15 protein-coding genes are annotated in these 16,586 nt (G+C 58.7%); all 15 read right to left on the reverse strand.

Going from position 1 to position 16,586, the window contains the following annotated elements; genetic code table 11:
• Positions 1-124: 124 nt before the first annotated feature.
• A complete protein-coding gene (gene proS, locus ACVDG9_RS13285; RefSeq protein WP_447238180.1) occupies positions 125-1,453 on the reverse strand; it encodes a proline--tRNA ligase in 1,329 nt (442 codons plus the stop codon).
• Between the two features lie 561 nt (positions 1,454-2,014).
• The gene (locus ACVDG9_RS13290) at positions 2,015-2,305 is read right to left on the reverse strand and encodes a DUF1467 family protein (protein WP_022998440.1); all 291 of its coding nucleotides are present in this window, start codon (positions 2,303-2,305) and stop codon (positions 2,015-2,017) included.
• Between the two features lie 3 nt (positions 2,306-2,308).
• A complete protein-coding gene (gene mce / locus ACVDG9_RS13295) occupies positions 2,309-2,713 on the reverse strand; it encodes a methylmalonyl-CoA epimerase (RefSeq protein ID WP_006934701.1) in 405 nt (134 codons plus the stop codon).
• A gap of 44 nt (positions 2,714-2,757) precedes the next feature.
• Positions 2,758-4,443 (reverse strand): ribonuclease J, encoded by a 1,686-nt coding sequence (locus ACVDG9_RS13300; protein ID WP_055654514.1) that lies wholly within the window; start codon positions 4,441-4,443, stop codon positions 2,758-2,760.
• A gap of 42 nt (positions 4,444-4,485) precedes the next feature.
• A complete protein-coding gene (locus ACVDG9_RS13305) occupies positions 4,486-5,259 on the reverse strand; it encodes a biotin--[acetyl-CoA-carboxylase] ligase (protein WP_447238181.1) in 774 nt (257 codons plus the stop codon).
• A gap of 8 nt (positions 5,260-5,267) precedes the next feature.
• Entirely contained in the window at positions 5,268-6,707 is a 1,440-nt protein-coding gene (gene nuoN, locus ACVDG9_RS13310) for an NADH-quinone oxidoreductase subunit NuoN (RefSeq protein WP_022998437.1), read from the reverse strand.
• A gap of 22 nt (positions 6,708-6,729) precedes the next feature.
• Positions 6,730-8,256, reverse strand: coding sequence for an NADH-quinone oxidoreductase subunit M (locus ACVDG9_RS13315; RefSeq protein WP_022998436.1), 1,527 nt, complete (start codon positions 8,254-8,256; stop codon positions 6,730-6,732).
• Entirely contained in the window at positions 8,256-10,259 is a 2,004-nt protein-coding gene (nuoL, locus tag ACVDG9_RS13320) for an NADH-quinone oxidoreductase subunit L (RefSeq protein ID WP_055654518.1), read from the reverse strand. Before nuoL ends, ACVDG9_RS13315 begins: the two co-directional genes overlap by 1 nt.
• Positions 10,260-10,265: 6 nt before the next feature.
• Positions 10,266-10,574, reverse strand: coding sequence for an NADH-quinone oxidoreductase subunit NuoK (gene nuoK, locus ACVDG9_RS13325; protein ID WP_006934707.1), 309 nt, complete (start codon positions 10,572-10,574; stop codon positions 10,266-10,268).
• Between the two features lie 97 nt (positions 10,575-10,671).
• Positions 10,672-11,286, reverse strand: coding sequence for an NADH-quinone oxidoreductase subunit J (locus tag ACVDG9_RS13330; RefSeq protein ID WP_031268414.1), 615 nt, complete (start codon positions 11,284-11,286; stop codon positions 10,672-10,674).
• Between the two features lie 89 nt (positions 11,287-11,375).
• Positions 11,376-11,864 carry an NADH-quinone oxidoreductase subunit NuoI gene (gene nuoI, locus ACVDG9_RS13335; protein ID WP_447238182.1) on the reverse strand — a complete coding sequence of 163 codons (489 nt, stop codon included), beginning with the start codon at positions 11,862-11,864 and terminating at the stop codon, positions 11,376-11,378.
• 20 nt (positions 11,865-11,884) lie between these two features.
• Positions 11,885-12,121, reverse strand: coding sequence for a hypothetical protein (locus tag ACVDG9_RS13340; protein ID WP_055654520.1), 237 nt, complete (start codon positions 12,119-12,121; stop codon positions 11,885-11,887).
• Positions 12,118-13,176 (reverse strand): NADH-quinone oxidoreductase subunit NuoH, encoded by a 1,059-nt coding sequence (gene nuoH, locus ACVDG9_RS13345; RefSeq protein WP_031268412.1) that lies wholly within the window; start codon positions 13,174-13,176, stop codon positions 12,118-12,120. Before nuoH ends, ACVDG9_RS13340 begins: the two co-directional genes overlap by 4 nt.
• Positions 13,177-13,192: 16 nt before the next feature.
• On the reverse strand, positions 13,193-15,256 hold the full coding sequence (gene nuoG, locus ACVDG9_RS13350; protein WP_447238183.1) for an NADH-quinone oxidoreductase subunit NuoG: 2,064 nt from the start codon (positions 15,254-15,256) through the stop codon (positions 13,193-13,195).
• A gap of 26 nt (positions 15,257-15,282) precedes the next feature.
• Positions 15,283-16,584, reverse strand: coding sequence for an NADH-quinone oxidoreductase subunit NuoF (nuoF, locus tag ACVDG9_RS13355; RefSeq protein ID WP_022998431.1), 1,302 nt, complete (start codon positions 16,582-16,584; stop codon positions 15,283-15,285).
• Positions 16,585-16,586 lie beyond the last annotated feature (2 nt).

The following is a 16,586-nucleotide window of genomic DNA, read 5'->3' on the forward strand; positions in this document are numbered from 1 at the left end:
TGTCCATCCAGTTCAGCACAGCCCCAAATTCAGCACAGCCCACCTACCGAAATATTTCCGGCAGGCCGGCTGGCCGCAGCAGACGCCGCGACCGAATCCCCACACAGAGGATCACCGGACTTGGTTAGTCCGTCAATGCCGCCGTCAGCTTGTTCAAGGTGGCTTCCGGAGAAAGCATTTCCTTTTCCCCAGTTGCCCGGTCCTTGACTTCCAGCAAGCCGTCTTTCAGTCCACGCGGCCCGGCAACGACCTGGAACGGCAAGCCAATCAGATCCATCGTCGCAAACTTGGCACCAGCCCGGGTGTCCGTATCGTCGTAAAGAACCTCGATGCCGGCAGCTTCAAACTTGGCATAGAGATCTTCACACACCGGATCCGTCAGCTCGTCACCCGGCTTCAGATTGACCAGCCCGACATGGAACGGCGCGACGGATTTCGGCCAGACGATTCCATTTTCATCATGATTGGCTTCGATCAAGGCGCCAAGAAGGCGTGAAACGCCCACACCGTAGGAGCCCATGTGGACCGGCACTTCCGTGCCTTCTGCAGTCGCAACCTTGGCCCCCATCGCATCGGAGTACTTGGTACCGAAATAGAAGATATGACCGACTTCGATACCACGCGCCGACACGCGGGTGTCTTCAGCCAGCGCACCGAAGGCGGCTTCGTCGTGCATTTCGTCCGTTGCCGCGTAGGGCGTCGTCCAGTCGGTCACGATCGGCGTCAGGTCGGAGGAGAAGTCCGTATCTTCCGCAGGCGTCGGCAGCTCCAACAACGACTTGTCGCAGAAGACTTCGCTTTCGCCAGTGTCGGCAAGAATGATGAACTCGTGGCTCATGTCGCCGCCGATCGGGCCGGTGTCGGCTTTCATCGGGATCGCCTTCAGCCCCATGCGGGCGAATGTGCGCAGGTACGCGACAAACATCCGATTATAGGCGTGGCGGGCCGATTCCTTGTCCAGATCGAAGGAATAGGCATCCTTCATCAGGAACTCCCGGCCGCGCATGACACCAAAGCGCGGGCGCACCTCGTCACGGAACTTCCACTGGATGTGATAGAGGTTCAGCGGCAGGTCCTTGTAGGATCGCACGTAGCCACGGAAGATGTCGGTGATCATCTCCTCGTTTGTCGGCCCAAACAGCATGTCCCGCTCATGACGGTCGGTGATGCGCAGCATCTCCTTGCCATAGGCATCATACCGGCCACTCTCACGCCACAGATCGGCTGACTGGATGGTCGGCATCAGCAACTGGATCGCGCCTGCCCTGGCCTGTTCTTCTTCCACGATCCGTTCGATCTTGCGCAGGACCTTCAACCCAAGTGGCAACCAGGAATAGATTCCGGCGGACTGCTGACGAATCATGCCGGCACGCAGCATCAGCCGGTGGGACACGATTTCCGCTTCCTTGGGTGTTTCTTTCAGTATGGGCAGAAAGTAACGGGAAAGACGCATGAATGTTCTCTCAATCTTGGGCATCGCCTGTTTTGTGCGCAGTCAAAGCGCAAGCAGCCACCAAATACAAGCCCTTTGCGCAGCCATGCCTGCCTTATACAGAAATGACGGCAAAATAGCGCGCAAATGCAGGTATTTGCTGAAGTTTGCCGCCTAATTTTTTGCCGGCTTCAGAACTAAGGTCTTAGTACCAATTGCCGCCAAGGAATTAGGCAAGCAAAAAAAATAGCCTGTGCACGACAAATAGGTGACAAGGCTGAATCAATCCGCTAGTTTCCATCTTCATAACAAAAAGATGCCTTGGCAGAAATGCCAAGAGGCTCAAGGACATCGCGGTCTGAGTCTTGGGAGGAAGGACCCTCAGGCGCACCTTTTGGTTTGCAGCCGCCCAGCTGTACGGGAATACCGGACAGTAAGGGTACAGGGTCGAATTTAGACGCGGAACTTTACAAAGGCAGAGCTTGGCTCTGCCTTTTTTCTTTGCGGAATATCGTCAGTTTTCTTGCAACCGGGCGGACTTGTCGTGGGATCCGAACAAATATGCCCCGGGAGGCGCACCCGTCAGTTGGACGGGTGACTGTAGCTGCCGGTTGGCGGGTTGAGAAACGGAATGTCGTCCAGCCCGAATCCCGAGTTACGCATACCGAGGTATCCGGCAAAAACCACAGTGGTCACGATGGTGGTCAGGATGATTACCCGACGGAATCGCGGCTGCTCGGGAGCGCTTGGCTCGGTTCCTGGTACAACCTCGCCTGCTTCCTCCTGCGTCCGGCGCATGCCGAACGGCAGGATGGCAAACAGAATGATCCACCAGAGCATGAAATAGATGGCCATGCCAAACGCGATGGACATGAATTAAGCCTCTTCAAGTTCGGTCAAGGTACCGAGAAAGTCCTTGGGATGCAGGAACAGCACGGGTTTGCCATGCGCCCCTATCTTCGGTTCACCGTCGCCGAGTACCCGGGCCCCATCTGCCAGCAGCTTGTCGCGCGCGGCAATAATGTCATCGACTTCGTAGCAAACGTGGTGAATGCCACCTGAGGGGTTCTTTTCCAGGAACTTTGCAATGGGAGAATTCTCGCCAAGTGGCTCAAGCAGCTCGATCTTGGTGTTCGGCAAGTTGATGAACACCGTGCTGACGCCGTGATCCGGCTGCTCTTCCCTGGCTGAAACCTCTGCACCGAGAGTGTCCCGGTAGACTGCCGTTGCTGCTTCGATATCCGACACCGCAATGGCGACGTGGTTGAGCCGTCCGATCATTTGCAAACCTCCGCTGTCAGCGGCCACTCAGGCCGCCGCGATGACTATAGTTGGGTCACCATCACCTTGCAGAGCGTCTTTTTGCCCCAGACGTTCAGGATCTCGGACCGGGCTGCACGGCGCGCAGCCTCTGCAACCAGATCCTTGTCCTTCCGCCGGTTCTTCGGGATGCTGGTAACAGCGCCCCTGACAGCCTTGATGACGATATCCTCCATCGGATCACCTTCATCATCCGTGTCCGGCAAGCCCAACAGGACAACATTGGGGTCGTCCAGCAGCTCCCCGGATCGGTTGACCACCAGCGCGATCACCGCAGCGCCCGCAAACGAAAGCTTGCGCCGTTCCTTGACGCCGGTGACTTCCGGATCGTCCAGGATATCGCCGTCTTTCACCAGGATGCCTGACGGCGCCTCGTCGATGATGCCGGCACGCCCCGCACTCAGGCGGATGATGTCCCCGTTCTTGCCGCGCACCACTTCAGGCACCCCGAGGTCCTTTGCGAACGCAGCGTGGGCGGCAAGATGCAACGGTTCCCCGTGGACGGGAAGCACGACTTTCGGCTGGACCAGTTTGTAAAGCTGCTCCAGCTCGCCCCTGCGCGGGTGACCGGACACATGCACAAGGGCGTCACGGTCGGTGATGATGTCGACATCCTTGTCGGCAAGGTTATTCAGCACCTCACCAACGGCTTTCTCGTTGCCGGGGATCGTGCGCGAGGAAAAGATGACCATATCACCCTTTGACAGCGCGATGTTGCGATGGTCGCCGGCTGCGATCCTGGCAAGGGCAGCGCGGGCTTCGCCTTGCGATCCCGTGCACAAAAGCACGGTCTTTTCCCGCGGCAGATAGCCATAGGCCTCTTCATCGTGAAACGGCTTCAGTCCATCCAGATAGCCAAGCTCTCCGGCAACCTCGATCACCCGGTGCATAGAGCGGCCGACAATCACCATGTCGCGGTCGTTCGCGGCGGCTGCTTCCGCAATCGCCCGAATGCGGGCGACGTTGGATGCAAAGGTGGTGACCGCAATTCGCTTGCTGGCCTTTGCCATAACTTTTTTCAGCTCGACGGCAACATCTGCCTCGCTGGGGCTGACACCGTCACGAATTGCATTGGTACTGTCACAGACAAGCGCCATCACCCCTTCCCGGCCGAGCTCTGCAAGCCGGTCCAGATCGATGGGAAGGCCGACGCCAGGCGTCCTGTCGATCTTCCAGTCGCCGGTATGCAGCACCATGCCGGCAGGCGTGCGGATCGCCAGCGCGCAGGGCTCCGGAATGGAGTGCGCCATCGCAACAAATTCGACATCAAACGGACCAATCTTGTGGCGCTCGCCCTGCTTCACCACCGTCACCGGAACCTCTTCTGCTCCCGGCTCGCTTTCCGTCTTGGCTGCGAGCAGACCGGCAGTGAAGGCCGTTGCATAGACCGGTACCTTCAGGAAGGGCCACAGATGCAGGATCCCGCCGTAATGGTCTTCATGTGCGTGGGTAATCACCATTCCGGCGATATTGTCGACTTCATCTTCCAGGAACTTGATGTCCGGAACGACTACGTCGATGCCCGGAAGCTCCGGTCCGGCGAAACTCACACCACAGTCGACGATCAGCCATGTCCGGTCATCTTCCGGACCATAGCCGTACAAACCGAGGTTCATGCCGATTTCGCCGACCCCGCCCAGGGGCAGAAACACGATGTCGTTGTTGTTGTTGTTTTTCTTGGCCGAAGCCATGGATTGCTCCTTTAAACGTCAGATCGGGCAACGGCCCGGCGCTCAAGCGCCAGGCAAAAACACATCACCCGCATAAATCGTTCGCTCACCGCCACCATCCTGTTTCAGGACCAGGTGGCCGCGCGCGTCCAAATCGGCAAAAGTGCCGGTAATTTCTTCCTGGGCAGTCCGAACCGTTATGGTCTTGCCCAGATGTGCCGCCCGTTTCAGCCAGGCTCGGCGAATTCCTTCAAAGCCGCCCGGTTGCTCCCAGCGAGACAGGTTGTCCGCCAGCGTCTCCGCAAGACATTCGAACAACCGTTCAGCTGTTACCTGATAGCCCAGGCTCCTGAGATCCGTCGCCTGATACAAGGACAACGGCGGGTGGGAAACACAATTGACACCGAAACCAAGGACAACCGCCTGCCGGCCATCGTTAAGCGTTTCAGCTTCCAGCAGGATGCCGGACAGTTTCGAGCCCTCTACAAGCAGGTCGTTTGGCCATTTCAGGCTTACCAGTTGCAGTGTACCTGCGGCTTTGTCAACGGCTTCCGCCAATGCAACGGCAGCGGCAAGCGGCAATTCGCCAATCCGCTCAGCCGGTTTCGGGTCAATCAGAAGCAGGCTGGCGAACATGTTGCCGATAGGTGAGGACCAGTCACGCCCGCGGCGCCCACGACCTGTGGTCTGCTCGTCTGCCCTGATCCACAGATGACCGGCGTCCCCTTGCCGTGCCTTGTCGAAACACAGCGAATTCGTGGAGCCGACAGTTTCCAGCTCCACAAAGCGAAAGTCCGGCGCACCTGGCGCCGGACGTTCATGTCCATAACTTGTCATGCGGTCGATCAGAACAGCGACTGGGCAGCAGAGCTGGCCGCGCTGACGATCTGCCCCGGTGCCAGCCAGAAGAAGATCACGAATACACTCGACAGGCCCAGAACCACGCGCAGCTCCATCGGCATGGCCTCGAAACCCTCAACAGGTTCGTCGAAGAACATGACCTTTACGATCCGCAGGTAGTAATAGGCACCTACCACCGACGCGACCACGCCGATCACGGCCAGCGGGAAGAGACCGGCCTCGACGGCCGCGCTGAACACGTACCACTTGCCGAAGAAACCGACCAGCGGCGGAATACCGGCGAGCGAGAACATCAGCAGACCCAGCAGGATTGCCATCGGCAGGTTTGTCTGGGACAGCCCGGCCAGATCACCGATCTCCTCGACCATGCCATCCTTGCGGCGCATGGACAGGATGCAGGCGAAGACACCAAGCGTCATGCCCATGTAGGCGATCATGTAGAAAATGACGCCTTCGACACCTGTCTGGGTGCCGGCAGCAAGACCCACCAGCGCGTAGCCCATGTGACCGATGGACGAATAGGCCATCAGTCGTTTCAGGTTGTGCTGACCGATAGCCGCGAAGGCTCCGAGTGCCATCGATGCGATCGACACGAACACGATGATCTGCTGCCAGTCGTTTGTAACCGGCTGGAAGGCCTCGATCACGATCCGGACCAGCATGCCCATAGCGGCAACTTTCGGTGCAGCGGCGAGGAATGCGGTAACCGGGGTTGGCGCCCCTTCATAGACATCCGGCGTCCACATGTGGAACGGAACCGCGGAAATCTTGAAGGCAAGACCGGCAAGAATGAAGGTCAGGCCGATCACCAGTCCGATGGAAGCGCCATCGTGGGACAGCGATTCCGCGATACCCTCGAAGGCCACCTGCCCGGTGAAGCCGTAAACAAGCGACATGCCATAGAGCAGCATGCCCGACGACAGCGCACCCAGCACAAAGTACTTCAGGCCGGCTTCGGTCGAGCGCACGCTGTCCCGGTTGATGGCGGCAACGACGTAGAGCGAAAGGCTCTGCAGTTCCAAGCCGAGATAAAGTGCGATCATGTCATTCGCAGACAGCATCAGCATCATGCCGAGCGTCGCAAGAACGATCAGGATCGGATACTCGAAATGGTCGAAGGACTGGCTCTTGGCGTAGGCCCAGGACATGGCGATGGCAAAGAACGAACCAGCCAGCACCAGCAATTTGAGCAAGTAGGCGAAATCGTCCAGAACGAACGAACCGCCGAACGTTTCACCAAAGGCCGGCACGAACAGAAGCACCAGGAAGGTGCCGCCGAGCAGGCCCATTGCTCCACCGAAGACGGCGTAGCTGACGCGCTTGCCGCCGAAGGCGCCGATCATCAGCAGCACCATGGCTCCGAGGGCCAGGATGATCTCCGGCAGAACCGGCTTGAGATCTGGCAATAGGGTCAATTCAGACATAGCTCTGTCTCGTCCTCGAAACCTAGTGGGCCGCCGCGGCAGACGCTGCGTGCTGGACAACGCCAGCCGCGTCGAGCGCCGCGGTGTATTGATTGATGAGATTGTCGACCGCACCCTGGGTCACATCCAGGATCGCCATCGGATAGAAGCCGAAGAAGATCGTCAGGATGATCATGGGGATCAGGATAACCTTTTCCCTGAGGTTCAGGTCGAGGATCGACTTGAGGCTTTCCTTCTCCAGCGCGCCGAAGACGACACGGCGATAGAGATAAAGCGCGTAGGCAGCTGACAGGATCACACCGGTGGTAGCAAAGAACGCCACCCACGAATTGACCTGGAACGCCCCCATCAGCGTCAGGATTTCCCCAACGAACCCGGAGGTGCCTGGCAGGCCGACGTTGGCCATGGTGAAAATCAGGAACGCAACCGCATACTTCGGCATCCGGTTGACCAGACCGCCATAGGCAGCGATCTCGCGGGTATGCATCCGGTCGTAGATAACGCCGACACAAAGGAAAAGCGCACCGGAAACAATGCCGTGGGAAAGCATCTGGAAGATACCACCCTGCACACCCTGCTCCGTCATCGTGAAGATGCCCATGGTCACGTAGCCCATGTGTGCGACCGATGAATAGGCGATCAGCTTCTTGATGTCTTCCTGGGCGAGCGCCACCAGCGACGTGTAGATGATCGCAACCACAGACAATGTGAACACGAAGGGTGCGAACATGTCGGATGCAAGCGGGAACATCGGCAGCGAGAAGCGCAGGAAGCCGTAGCCGCCGAGCTTCAGGAGCACGCCCGCCAGAATGACGGAACCGGCGGTCGGTGCTTCCACGTGTGCGTCCGGCAACCAGGTATGCACCGGCCACATTGGCATCTTCACGGCAAAGCTCGCGAAGAAGGCCAGCCACAGCCATGTTTGCATCCCGCCCGGGAACTGATGCGCTAGGAGCGCTTCAATGTTGGTGGTGCCTGCGTTCCAGTACATCGCCATGATCGCGATCAGCATCAGCACCGAGCCGAGCAGCGTGTACAGGAAGAACTTGTAGGATGCATAGACCCTGCGCGCACCGCCCCACACGCCGATGATCAGGAACATCGGAATGAGGCCAGCTTCGAAGAACACGTAGAACACGACCAGGTCCAGCGCGCAGAAGACGCCGATCATCAGCGTTTCCAGAACGAGGAAGGCAATCATGTATTCCTTTACCCGCTTCTGCACGCTGTCCCAGGAGGCCAGGATGCAGAACGGCATCAGGAAGGTCGTGAGGATCACGAAGAGGACGGAAATACCGTCAACGCCCATGCGGTAGCTGATGTTGCTTCCAAGCCATTCCCGGTGTTCCACGAACTGGAAGCCCGAGTTGGCGTAGTCGAAATTGCCCCAGATGAACAGCGACAGAAGGAAGGTCACAGAGGTGGTCACAAGAGCGACCATCCGGATGTTCTTCTTGCTGCCCTCATCATTCCCCGGAACCAGGAGAATGAAGAGCACGCCCAGCAGCGGCAAGAACGTCGTGAGTGACAGAATTGGCCAGTCAATCATTAGTGTGCACCCCCGCCGGTGCCTGCACCGGTGAACATCGACCAGGTGATAAGCGCAGCCACACCGATCAGCATCGCAAATGCATAGTGATAGAGATATCCGGTCTGCAGGCGGACGACCCAGGCGGTCACATTCTGAACACGGGAAGCAACACCGTTCGGGCCATACCCGTCGATCACGGTGCCATCGCCCTTCTTCCAGAGGACCCGGCCGAGCCACATGGCAGGACGGATAAAGATGAAGTTATAAAGCTCGTCGAAGTACCACTTGTTGAGCAGGAACTGATAGAGGCCGGAATGGCGCTCCGCCAGCTGCTTCGGCATTTCCGGAGAGCGGATGTAGAACTGGTAGGCAACCAGGAAACCGAGCACCATCATGACGAACGGAGACACCTTCACCCATCCAGGCACTTCGTGCATGGCATGCAGGATGTGGTTGGTTTCACTGTTGAACAGTGCGCCCTTCCAGAACTCTGCATAACCTTCGCCGTAGAACGAACCGTAGAAGACCATACCCGCCAGCACAGCGCCGATGGACAGGATGAACAGCGGCACGGTCATCACCAGAGGAGATTCATGTACGTGTTTCATCACATCGACAGGCGCACGCGGCTTGCCGTGGAAGGTCATGAACGTCAGGCGCCAGGAATAGAACGACGTCAGCGCAGCAGCGATAACAGTCATCCAGAAGCCGTAGAGGGCCATCGGATTGGCGTGTTCACCCACGGAACCGGCAAAGGCTGCCTCAATGATCGCATCCTTGGAAATGAAGCCGGCGAAACCGATATGAGTGAATGGAATACCCACACCCGTCAGGGCCAGCGTTCCGATCATCATCGTCCAGTAGGTAATCGGGATATGCTTCCGAAGACCACCCATCTTGCGCATGTCCTGCTCGTCGGAAACGGCGTGGATCACCGAACCGGCGCATAGGAACAGCAGCGCCTTGAAGAAGGCGTGGGTGAACAGGTGGAAGATACCGATCGAATAGGCGCCGACGCCAAGTGCAACGAACATGTACCCGAGCTGCGAACAGGTCGAATAGGCGATCACGCGCTTGATGTCGTTCTGCACCAGACCGACAGTTGCGGCGAAGAAGGCCGTCGTTGCACCAAAGAACACGATGACCGTCAGCGCGGTGTGCGAAAGTTCCATCAGCGGTGACAGACGTGCCACCATGAAGACACCGGCGGTCACCATCGTCGCGGCATGGATAAGCGCGGACACGGGTGTCGGGCCTTCCATAGCGTCCGGCAACCAGGTGTGCAGCAGGAACTGCGCCGACTTGCCCATTGCCCCCATGAACAGCAGCAGGCAGACAACCGTCATCGCTGCATGCGGATCAAGATGGTAGCCGAGGAAGGTCATCACCTCGCCGTGCTCCTGGATGAAGGACGGCGCGTCGTTGAAGATGGTGGTGAACTCGATGCTCTGGAACAGATAGAAGACGCCGAAGATGCCGAGCGCAAATCCGAAGTCACCAACGCGGTTGACGACGAATGCCTTGATGGCGGCCGCATTTGCGGACGGTTTCTGATACCAGAAGCCGATCAGAAGATAGGAGGCAAGGCCCACACCTTCCCAGCCGAAGAACATCTGCAGAAGGTTGTCTGCCGTCACCAGCGACAGCATCGCGAAGGTGAAAAGCGACAGATAGGCGAAGAAACGCGGCCGATGCGGGTCATGGTGCATGTACCCGATGGAATAGACATGCACGAGCGCGGACACAGTGGTCACGACGATCAGCATCACGGCGGTCAGCGTGTCGACCCTGATGGACCAGGACACCTTCAGATCACCGGTATCGATCCAGCGGAACAGATCGACGATCTGCATTTCCGAGCCGCCGAGCCAGAACCCGAAGAAAGTGATCCAGGACAGCAGCGCAGCGAGGATCAGGAGACCACTGGTAATATACTCACTGGCCTTGGCGCCGATGGCGCGGCCGAAAAGACCGGCGATCAGGAAGCCGATCAGCGGCAGGAACAGGATTGCGGAATACATCAGCTCCTACCCTTTCATCACGTTGACGTCTTCCACGGCGATGGAGCCGCGGTTCCGGTGGAAGACCACCAGGATCGCAAGGCCGATGGCGGCCTCTGCGGCAGCCACGGTGAGAACCAGCATGGTGAAGATCTGGCCCATCATGTCGCCGAGGAACGACGAAAAGGCGACAAAGTTGATGTTCACCGACAGCAGCAGCAGTTCGATAGACATCAAGATAACAATCACGTTTTTCCTGTTCAGGAAGATCCCGAAGATCCCGATCGTGAACAGGATCGCCGCGACCGACAGATAGTGCGACAGACCGATTTCCATGGGCGCCTCGCCGTGCTCCCCTCGTTTACCCCAACCGGAAACAGCACGGAGGAGCGTGCCGGTTCCCGGACTTTCTCGAAAACGCAACCAGGTTGCGTCAGATACCCTTGCCCGTTTCCACCTTGCGGACCTCAACTGAGGCTTCGCGGTTTCGCGCAACCTGGTCCGGAATGCTTTGACGTTTGACATTCGGCTTGTGGCGCAGGGTCAGGACGATTGCCCCGATCATGGCCACCAGAAGAACCAGGCCAGCGACCTGGAAGAAGTAGATGTATTTGGTGTAGAGCACAGACCCGATCGCCTGGATGTTGCTCACGTCGCTAAGTGCCGGCATCGGCTCTGCGCCGTGCCCGAGAACACCCGGTGCAATGATCCAGGCCCCCAGACCCATCAGCAACTCGACCATCAGGATCACGCCAACCAGCGCGCCGACCGGCAGATACTGCAGGAAGCCCTGCCGCAGTTCGACGAAGTCCACATCAAGCATCATGACGACGAACAGGAACAGCACCGCCACCGCGCCGACATAGACGACCACCAGAAGCAGGGCCAGGTATTCGGCGCCCAGCAGAATGAAAAGACCAGCGGAATTCACAAACGCCAGGATCAGGAACAGTACCGACGTCACCGGATTGCGCGACGCGATCACCATGAATGCTGACGCCAGGGTGACGCCGGCAAACAGGTAGAAAAAGAGGGCTTTCAGGATCATTTCGAAGACCTGCCTGTCGTGTGGCCTTGCGGCCGGAAGTGCGGTGCCCGGCCGGATTGCCGGGCTGGAAACCATTGTTGGGTATGCTCCTAACGGTAAGGAGCATCCATTTCAATGTTACGGGCAATTTCGCGTTCCCAACGGTCGCCGTTCGCAAGCAGCTTTTCCTTGTCGTAGTAAAGCTCTTCGCGGGTTTCCGTGGCGAATTCGAAATTGGGGCCTTCGACAATTGCATCCACAGGGCAAGCTTCCTGACAGAAGCCGCAATAGATGCATTTGACCATGTCGATGTCGTAGCGCGTGGTACGGCGCGTGCCGTCGTTGCGCCGCGATCCGGCCTCGATGGTGATTGCCTGTGCCGGGCAGATAGCTTCGCACAGCTTGCAGGCAATGCAGCGTTCTTCGCCGTTCGGATAACGGCGCAGGGCATGCTCACCCCGGAAACGCGGGCTCACCGGGCCCTTCTCGAACGGATAATTGACCGTTGGTTTCGGCTTGAAGAAGTAACGCATCGCCAGAACGAAGGCCGACACGAACTCCTGCAGAAACAGCGATTTGACGGCTTGACTAAGTCCCATCGCTTTTAGCCTCTCTTTCCTCAACCAGCCAGCTGACTGGCGGCCCAATAGCCGATGATCGGGAAACCGAACACCGGAACTCCAAAAATCAGTGCGCCCAAGAGCGCCTTGTGTCTGGCCGCGACACCACCGTCGCCGCCAGCTTGTCTGTTCTTCGTCTCCGCCGCCTGAAGCATTCCCTTCAGGATCTTCCAATCGAGCCAGCCGACATAAAGACCAACGGCGGCACCGATTGCACCGGCGAGCGAGATCGTCACGCTGCGCCCGGTGCCCAGCCCATGATCATCAGGACTGCGGCGACGACCACGACCATGGCCAGCGACAGCGGCAGGAACACTTTCCAGCCCAGGCGCATCAGTTGGTCATAGCGGTAACGCGGGACCATTGCCTTCACCATGGCGAACATGAAGAAGCCAAGGAAACACTTCAGCAGGAACCAGACGATGCCCGGCACCCAGGTGAACGGTGCAAAATCGAACGGCGGCAGCCATCCCCCCATGAAGAAGATGCTCATAAGCGCGCACATCAGGCAGATGGCGACATATTCACCGAGCATGAACATCATGTACGGGGTTGAGCCGTATTCCACCATGAAGCCGGCAACCAGTTCCGATTCTGCTTCCGCAAGATCGAACGGCGGACGGTTGGTTTCAGCCAGTGCCGAGATGAAGAACACCACGAACATCGGGAACAGCGGCAGCCAGTACCAGTTCAGGAACGACAGCCACGGCACACCCAGCATGTTGGCAAGGCCGGTTTCCTGTGCCTGCACGATACCGGTCAGGTTCAAGGTGCCGGCACACAGCAGCACTGTCACGATGACGAAGCCGATGGAAACCTCATAGGAGACCATCTGAGCGGCCGAGCGCAGCGCTGACAGGAAGGGGTACTTGGAGTTGGAAGCCCAACCACCGATAATCACACCGTAGACTTCCAGCGACGACACTGCGAAGACGAAGAGCACACCGAGATTGATGTTGGCAATCACCCAGCCGTCGGCAACCGGAATAACGGCCCAGGCAGCCAGCGCCAGAAGCACGGATACCAGTGGAGCCAGCAGGAACAGAACCTTGTTGGATCCAGACGGGATCACCGGTTCTTTCAGAACGAACTTCAATAGATCGGCGAAGCTTTGCAGCAAGCCCCAGGGACCAACCACGTTCGGGCCGCGGCGAATCTGCACGGCAGCCCAGATCTTGCGATCCGCATAAAGCACGTAGGCGACAATCACCAGAAGCACGACCATCAGCAGAATGCTCTGGAATGCCATCCAGAGGAACGGCCAACCGTAGGTCGTCATGAACTCAGCCATATCGGTCCCCTACCCCTTATTCTGCTGCTTCTGCCGCTCGCGTCTTGGCGAGCGCCGAGCACTCGGCCATCGTCTTGGACGCGCGAGCGATCGGGTTGGTCAGGTAAAAGTCGCGGATCACGTTGGCGAAGCCTGCGCTATCCATCTTGGCCTTGGCGTTGCCAAGCTTGGCGATATCGCCAGCATCACCTGCCTCGATCGCATCGATGCCCGTCATGTGCGGAACAGCTTCGAACAACTTTGAGCGCAATTCGGCAAGAGAGTTGAACTCAAGCGTCTGGCCAAGCACCGCGGACAATGCGCGAAGGATAGCCCAGTCTTCGCGGGCATCTCCCGGAGGGAACGCAGCCCGATCGGCCATCTGGACGCGACCTTCGGTGTTGACGTAGATCGCGGATTTCTCCGTATACGCAGCGCCTGGCAGGATAACGTCGGCGCGGTGCGCGCCGCGGTCACCATGCGTTCCCTGGTAGACAACGAAAGCGCCTTCCGGAACTTCAACTTCGTCGACACCCAGCAGGAACAGCACGTCAAGTGCACCCGGCTCCAGCATGGAGCCTGTGTCCTTGCCGCCCTCGCCCGGTACGAAACCGAGATCGAGAGCACCAACCTGGGACGCTTCGGTGTGCAGGATGTTGAAACCGTTCCAGCCGTCCTTGACGACACCAAGCGCCTTGGCGGCTGCAGCAAGCGTCGCGAGCACTTCAGCCCCATCCGGACGATTCAGCGCGCCCTGGCCGATGATGAACATCGGGCGTTCGGCCTTTGCCGGAGCGTGGTTCACGAATTCCTTCAGGCTGTCCGGACCGGCACCCAGATAAGTTACCGGATAGGTCAGGTCAGCATTTTCACCAATCAGGCCAATGGTCACGTCGCCTTGGACCCAACGCTTGCGGATGCGAGCGTTCAGAACCGGAGCTTCCTGACGCGGATTTGTGCCGATCAGCATGATCGCGTCAGCGTCTTCAATGCCCTGGATCGTGCTGTTGAAGAGATAGCTTGCGCGGCCGTTCTTCGGATGTAGCGGAGATCCCGGGAAACGGCTGTCGATGTTGGCAACGCCGAGTTTCTCCATCAGCGCCTTCAGCGCGAACATGTCCTCAACGCCTGCCATCTGTCCAGCCAGAGCACCGATTTTGTCGGCGCTCGCGCCTTTTACCTTTTCGGCGATGATCTGGAATGCTTCACCCCAGGAAACGGGCTGCAGCTTGCCGTCCTTCTTGGCGTAAGGCCGGTCGAGGCGCTGGGTCTTCAGACCGTCCCAGATGTAACGGGACTTGTCGGAAATCCACTCCTCGTTGACCTCTTCGTTGAGCCGCGGCATCACCCGCATGACTTCCTTGCCGCGCGTGTCGACACGGATCGCGGAACCGACCGCGTCCATCACGTCGATGCTTTCGGTCTTGGTCAGTTCCCACGGACGGGCGTGGAATTCGTAAGGCTTGTGGGTCAAGGCACCAACCGGGCAAAGATCTGCCACGTTGCCCTGCATTTCCGAAGACAGGGCCGCTTCGAGATAGGTGGTGATTTCCGCATCTTCGCCACGGCCGACCAGACCCATGTCGGTGACACCACACACTTCCGTGGTGAACCGCACACAACGCGTGCAGTGAATGCAGCGGGTCATGATCGTCTTGATCAGCGGACCGATTTCCTTGTTCTCAACGGCGCGCTTGTTCTCGTGGAACCTGGAACCGTCGACGCCATAGGCCATCGCCTGGTCCTGCAGATCACACTCGCCGCCCTGGTCGCAGATCGGGCAATCCAGCGGGTGGTTGATGAGCAGGAACTCCATCACACCTTCGCGGGCCTTCTTGACCATCTCGGACTTGGTCTCGACCACCGGCGGCTCGCCGTTCGGGCCCGGACGAAGGTCCTTCACGCCCATGGCACAGGAGGCGGTCGGCTTGGGCGGTCCGCCCTTCACTTCCACCAGGCACATGCGGCAGTTGCCGGCGATAGACAGCCGGTCGTGGTAACAAAACCGCGGAACCTCGGCGCCCGCCTCTTCACAGGCCTGAAGCAGCGTGTAGTCCGCCGGGACATCCACTTCCTTGCCGTCGATGATGAGCTTCGTCATCCGTTGCTCTCCAAATCCCGTTCCGCTTACTCAGCCGCCACCATGGTCGAAGAAGACTTCGACTTGGCGACATAGTCATCGATGCGTTGCTCGATAACAGGCCGGAAATTCTTGATCAAACCCTGGATCGGCCAGGCGGCCGCGTCCCCGAGTGCACAAATCGTGTGGCCTTCGACCTGCTTGGTCACCTTGAACAGCATGTCGATTTCCTCATAGGAGGACTCGCCCTTGACCATTCGTTCCATCACACGCCACATCCAGCCCGTGCCTTCGCGGCACGGTGTGCACTGGCCGCAGCTTTCGTGCTTGTAGAAGTAGGACAGGCGGGCAATGGCCTTGATGATATCCGTCGACTTGTCCATCACGATCACGGCTGCAGTCCCCAGGCCGGAGCCAAGGCCGCGCAGCGTGTCGAAGTCCATCGGCGCGTCCTTGATCTGCTCTGCCGTGAGGCACGGAACAGACGAACCACCCGGAATAACCGCGAGAAGGTTGTCCCAGCCACCGCGAATACCGCCGCAATGCTTGTCGATCATCTCGGCAAACGGGATGCCCAGCTCTTCCTCGAAGGTCGACGGCTTGTTGACGTGGCCGGAAACACAGAAAAGCTTGGTGCCGGTGTTGTTCGGACGGCCGAGCGCCGAGAACCACGCAGCACCGCGGCGCAGGATGGTCGGAGCAACCGCGATCGATTCAACGTTGTTCACCGTGGTCGGGCACCCGTAAAGGCCGACGTTTGCCGGGAACGGCGGCTTCAGGCGCGGCTGGCCCTTCTTGCCTTCAAGGCTTTCCAGCAGCGCGGTTTCCTCGCCACAGATGTAAGCGCCGGCACCATGGTGGACATAAATGTCGAAGTCGTAACCGTTCTTGTTGTTCTTGCCGATCAGACCGGCGTCATAAGCCTGGTCGATCGCAGCTTGCAAACGCTCGCGCTCGCGGATGAATTCACCGCGAACATAGATGTAGGCAGCAATGGCACCCATCGCATAACCGGCAACAAGGCATCCCTCGACCAGCGTGTGCGGGTCATGGCGCAGGATCTCGCGGTCCTTGCAGGTGCCCGGCTCGGATTCGTCGGCGTTGACGACGAGATATGCCGGGCGGCCATCGGATTCCTTGGGCATGAACGACCATTTCAGGCCTGTCGGGAAACCGGCACCGCCACGGCCACGCAGACCTGAATCCTTCATTTCCTGAATGATCCAGTCGCGCCCCTTGTCGATAAGGCCCTTGGTATTGTCCCACTGTCCGCGCTTCTTGGCGCCTTCCAGGCCCCAGTCGTGGAGACCGTAGATATTGGTGAAGATCCGATCCTGATCCTTCAGCATCT

The organism is Roseibium sp. RP-7 (genome assembly GCF_053005225.1).

Bases quoted from the DNA above. Each gene is read 5' to 3' on its own strand.
- nuoG (WP_447238183.1), bottom strand. From the start codon at position 15,256: ATGACGAAGCTCATCATCGACGGCAAGGAAGTGGATGTCCCGGCGGAC.
- ACVDG9_RS13290 (WP_022998440.1), bottom strand. From the start codon at position 2,305: ATGTCCATCGCGTTTGGCATGGCCATCTATTTCATGCTCTGGTGGATC.
- ACVDG9_RS13330 (WP_031268414.1), bottom strand. From the start codon at position 11,286: ATGATCCTGAAAGCCCTCTTTTTCTACCTGTTTGCCGGCGTCACCCTG.
- ACVDG9_RS13315 (WP_022998436.1), bottom strand. From the start codon at position 8,256: ATGATTGACTGGCCAATTCTGTCACTCACGACGTTCTTGCCGCTGCTG.
- nuoL (WP_055654518.1), bottom strand. From the start codon at position 10,259: ATGTATTCCGCAATCCTGTTCCTGCCGCTGATCGGCTTCCTGATCGCC.
- mce (WP_006934701.1), bottom strand. From the start codon at position 2,713: ATGATCGGACGGCTCAACCACGTCGCCATTGCGGTGTCGGATATCGAA.
- nuoK (WP_006934707.1), bottom strand. From the start codon at position 10,574: ATGGAAATCGGTCTGTCGCACTATCTGTCGGTCGCGGCGATCCTGTTC.
- nuoF (WP_022998431.1), bottom strand. From the start codon at position 16,584: ATGCTGAAGGATCAGGATCGGATCTTCACCAATATCTACGGTCTCCAC.
- ACVDG9_RS13300 (WP_055654514.1), bottom strand. From the start codon at position 4,443: ATGGCTTCGGCCAAGAAAAACAACAACAACAACGACATCGTGTTTCTG.
- ACVDG9_RS13305 (WP_447238181.1), bottom strand. From the start codon at position 5,259: ATGACAAGTTATGGACATGAACGTCCGGCGCCAGGTGCGCCGGACTTT.
- nuoN (WP_022998437.1), bottom strand. From the start codon at position 6,707: ATGTCTGAATTGACCCTATTGCCAGATCTCAAGCCGGTTCTGCCGGAG.
- proS (WP_447238180.1), bottom strand. From the start codon at position 1,453: ATGCGTCTTTCCCGTTACTTTCTGCCCATACTGAAAGAAACACCCAAG.
- nuoI (WP_447238182.1), bottom strand. From the start codon at position 11,864: ATGGGACTTAGTCAAGCCGTCAAATCGCTGTTTCTGCAGGAGTTCGTG.
- nuoH (WP_031268412.1), bottom strand. From the start codon at position 13,176: ATGGCTGAGTTCATGACGACCTACGGTTGGCCGTTCCTCTGGATGGCA.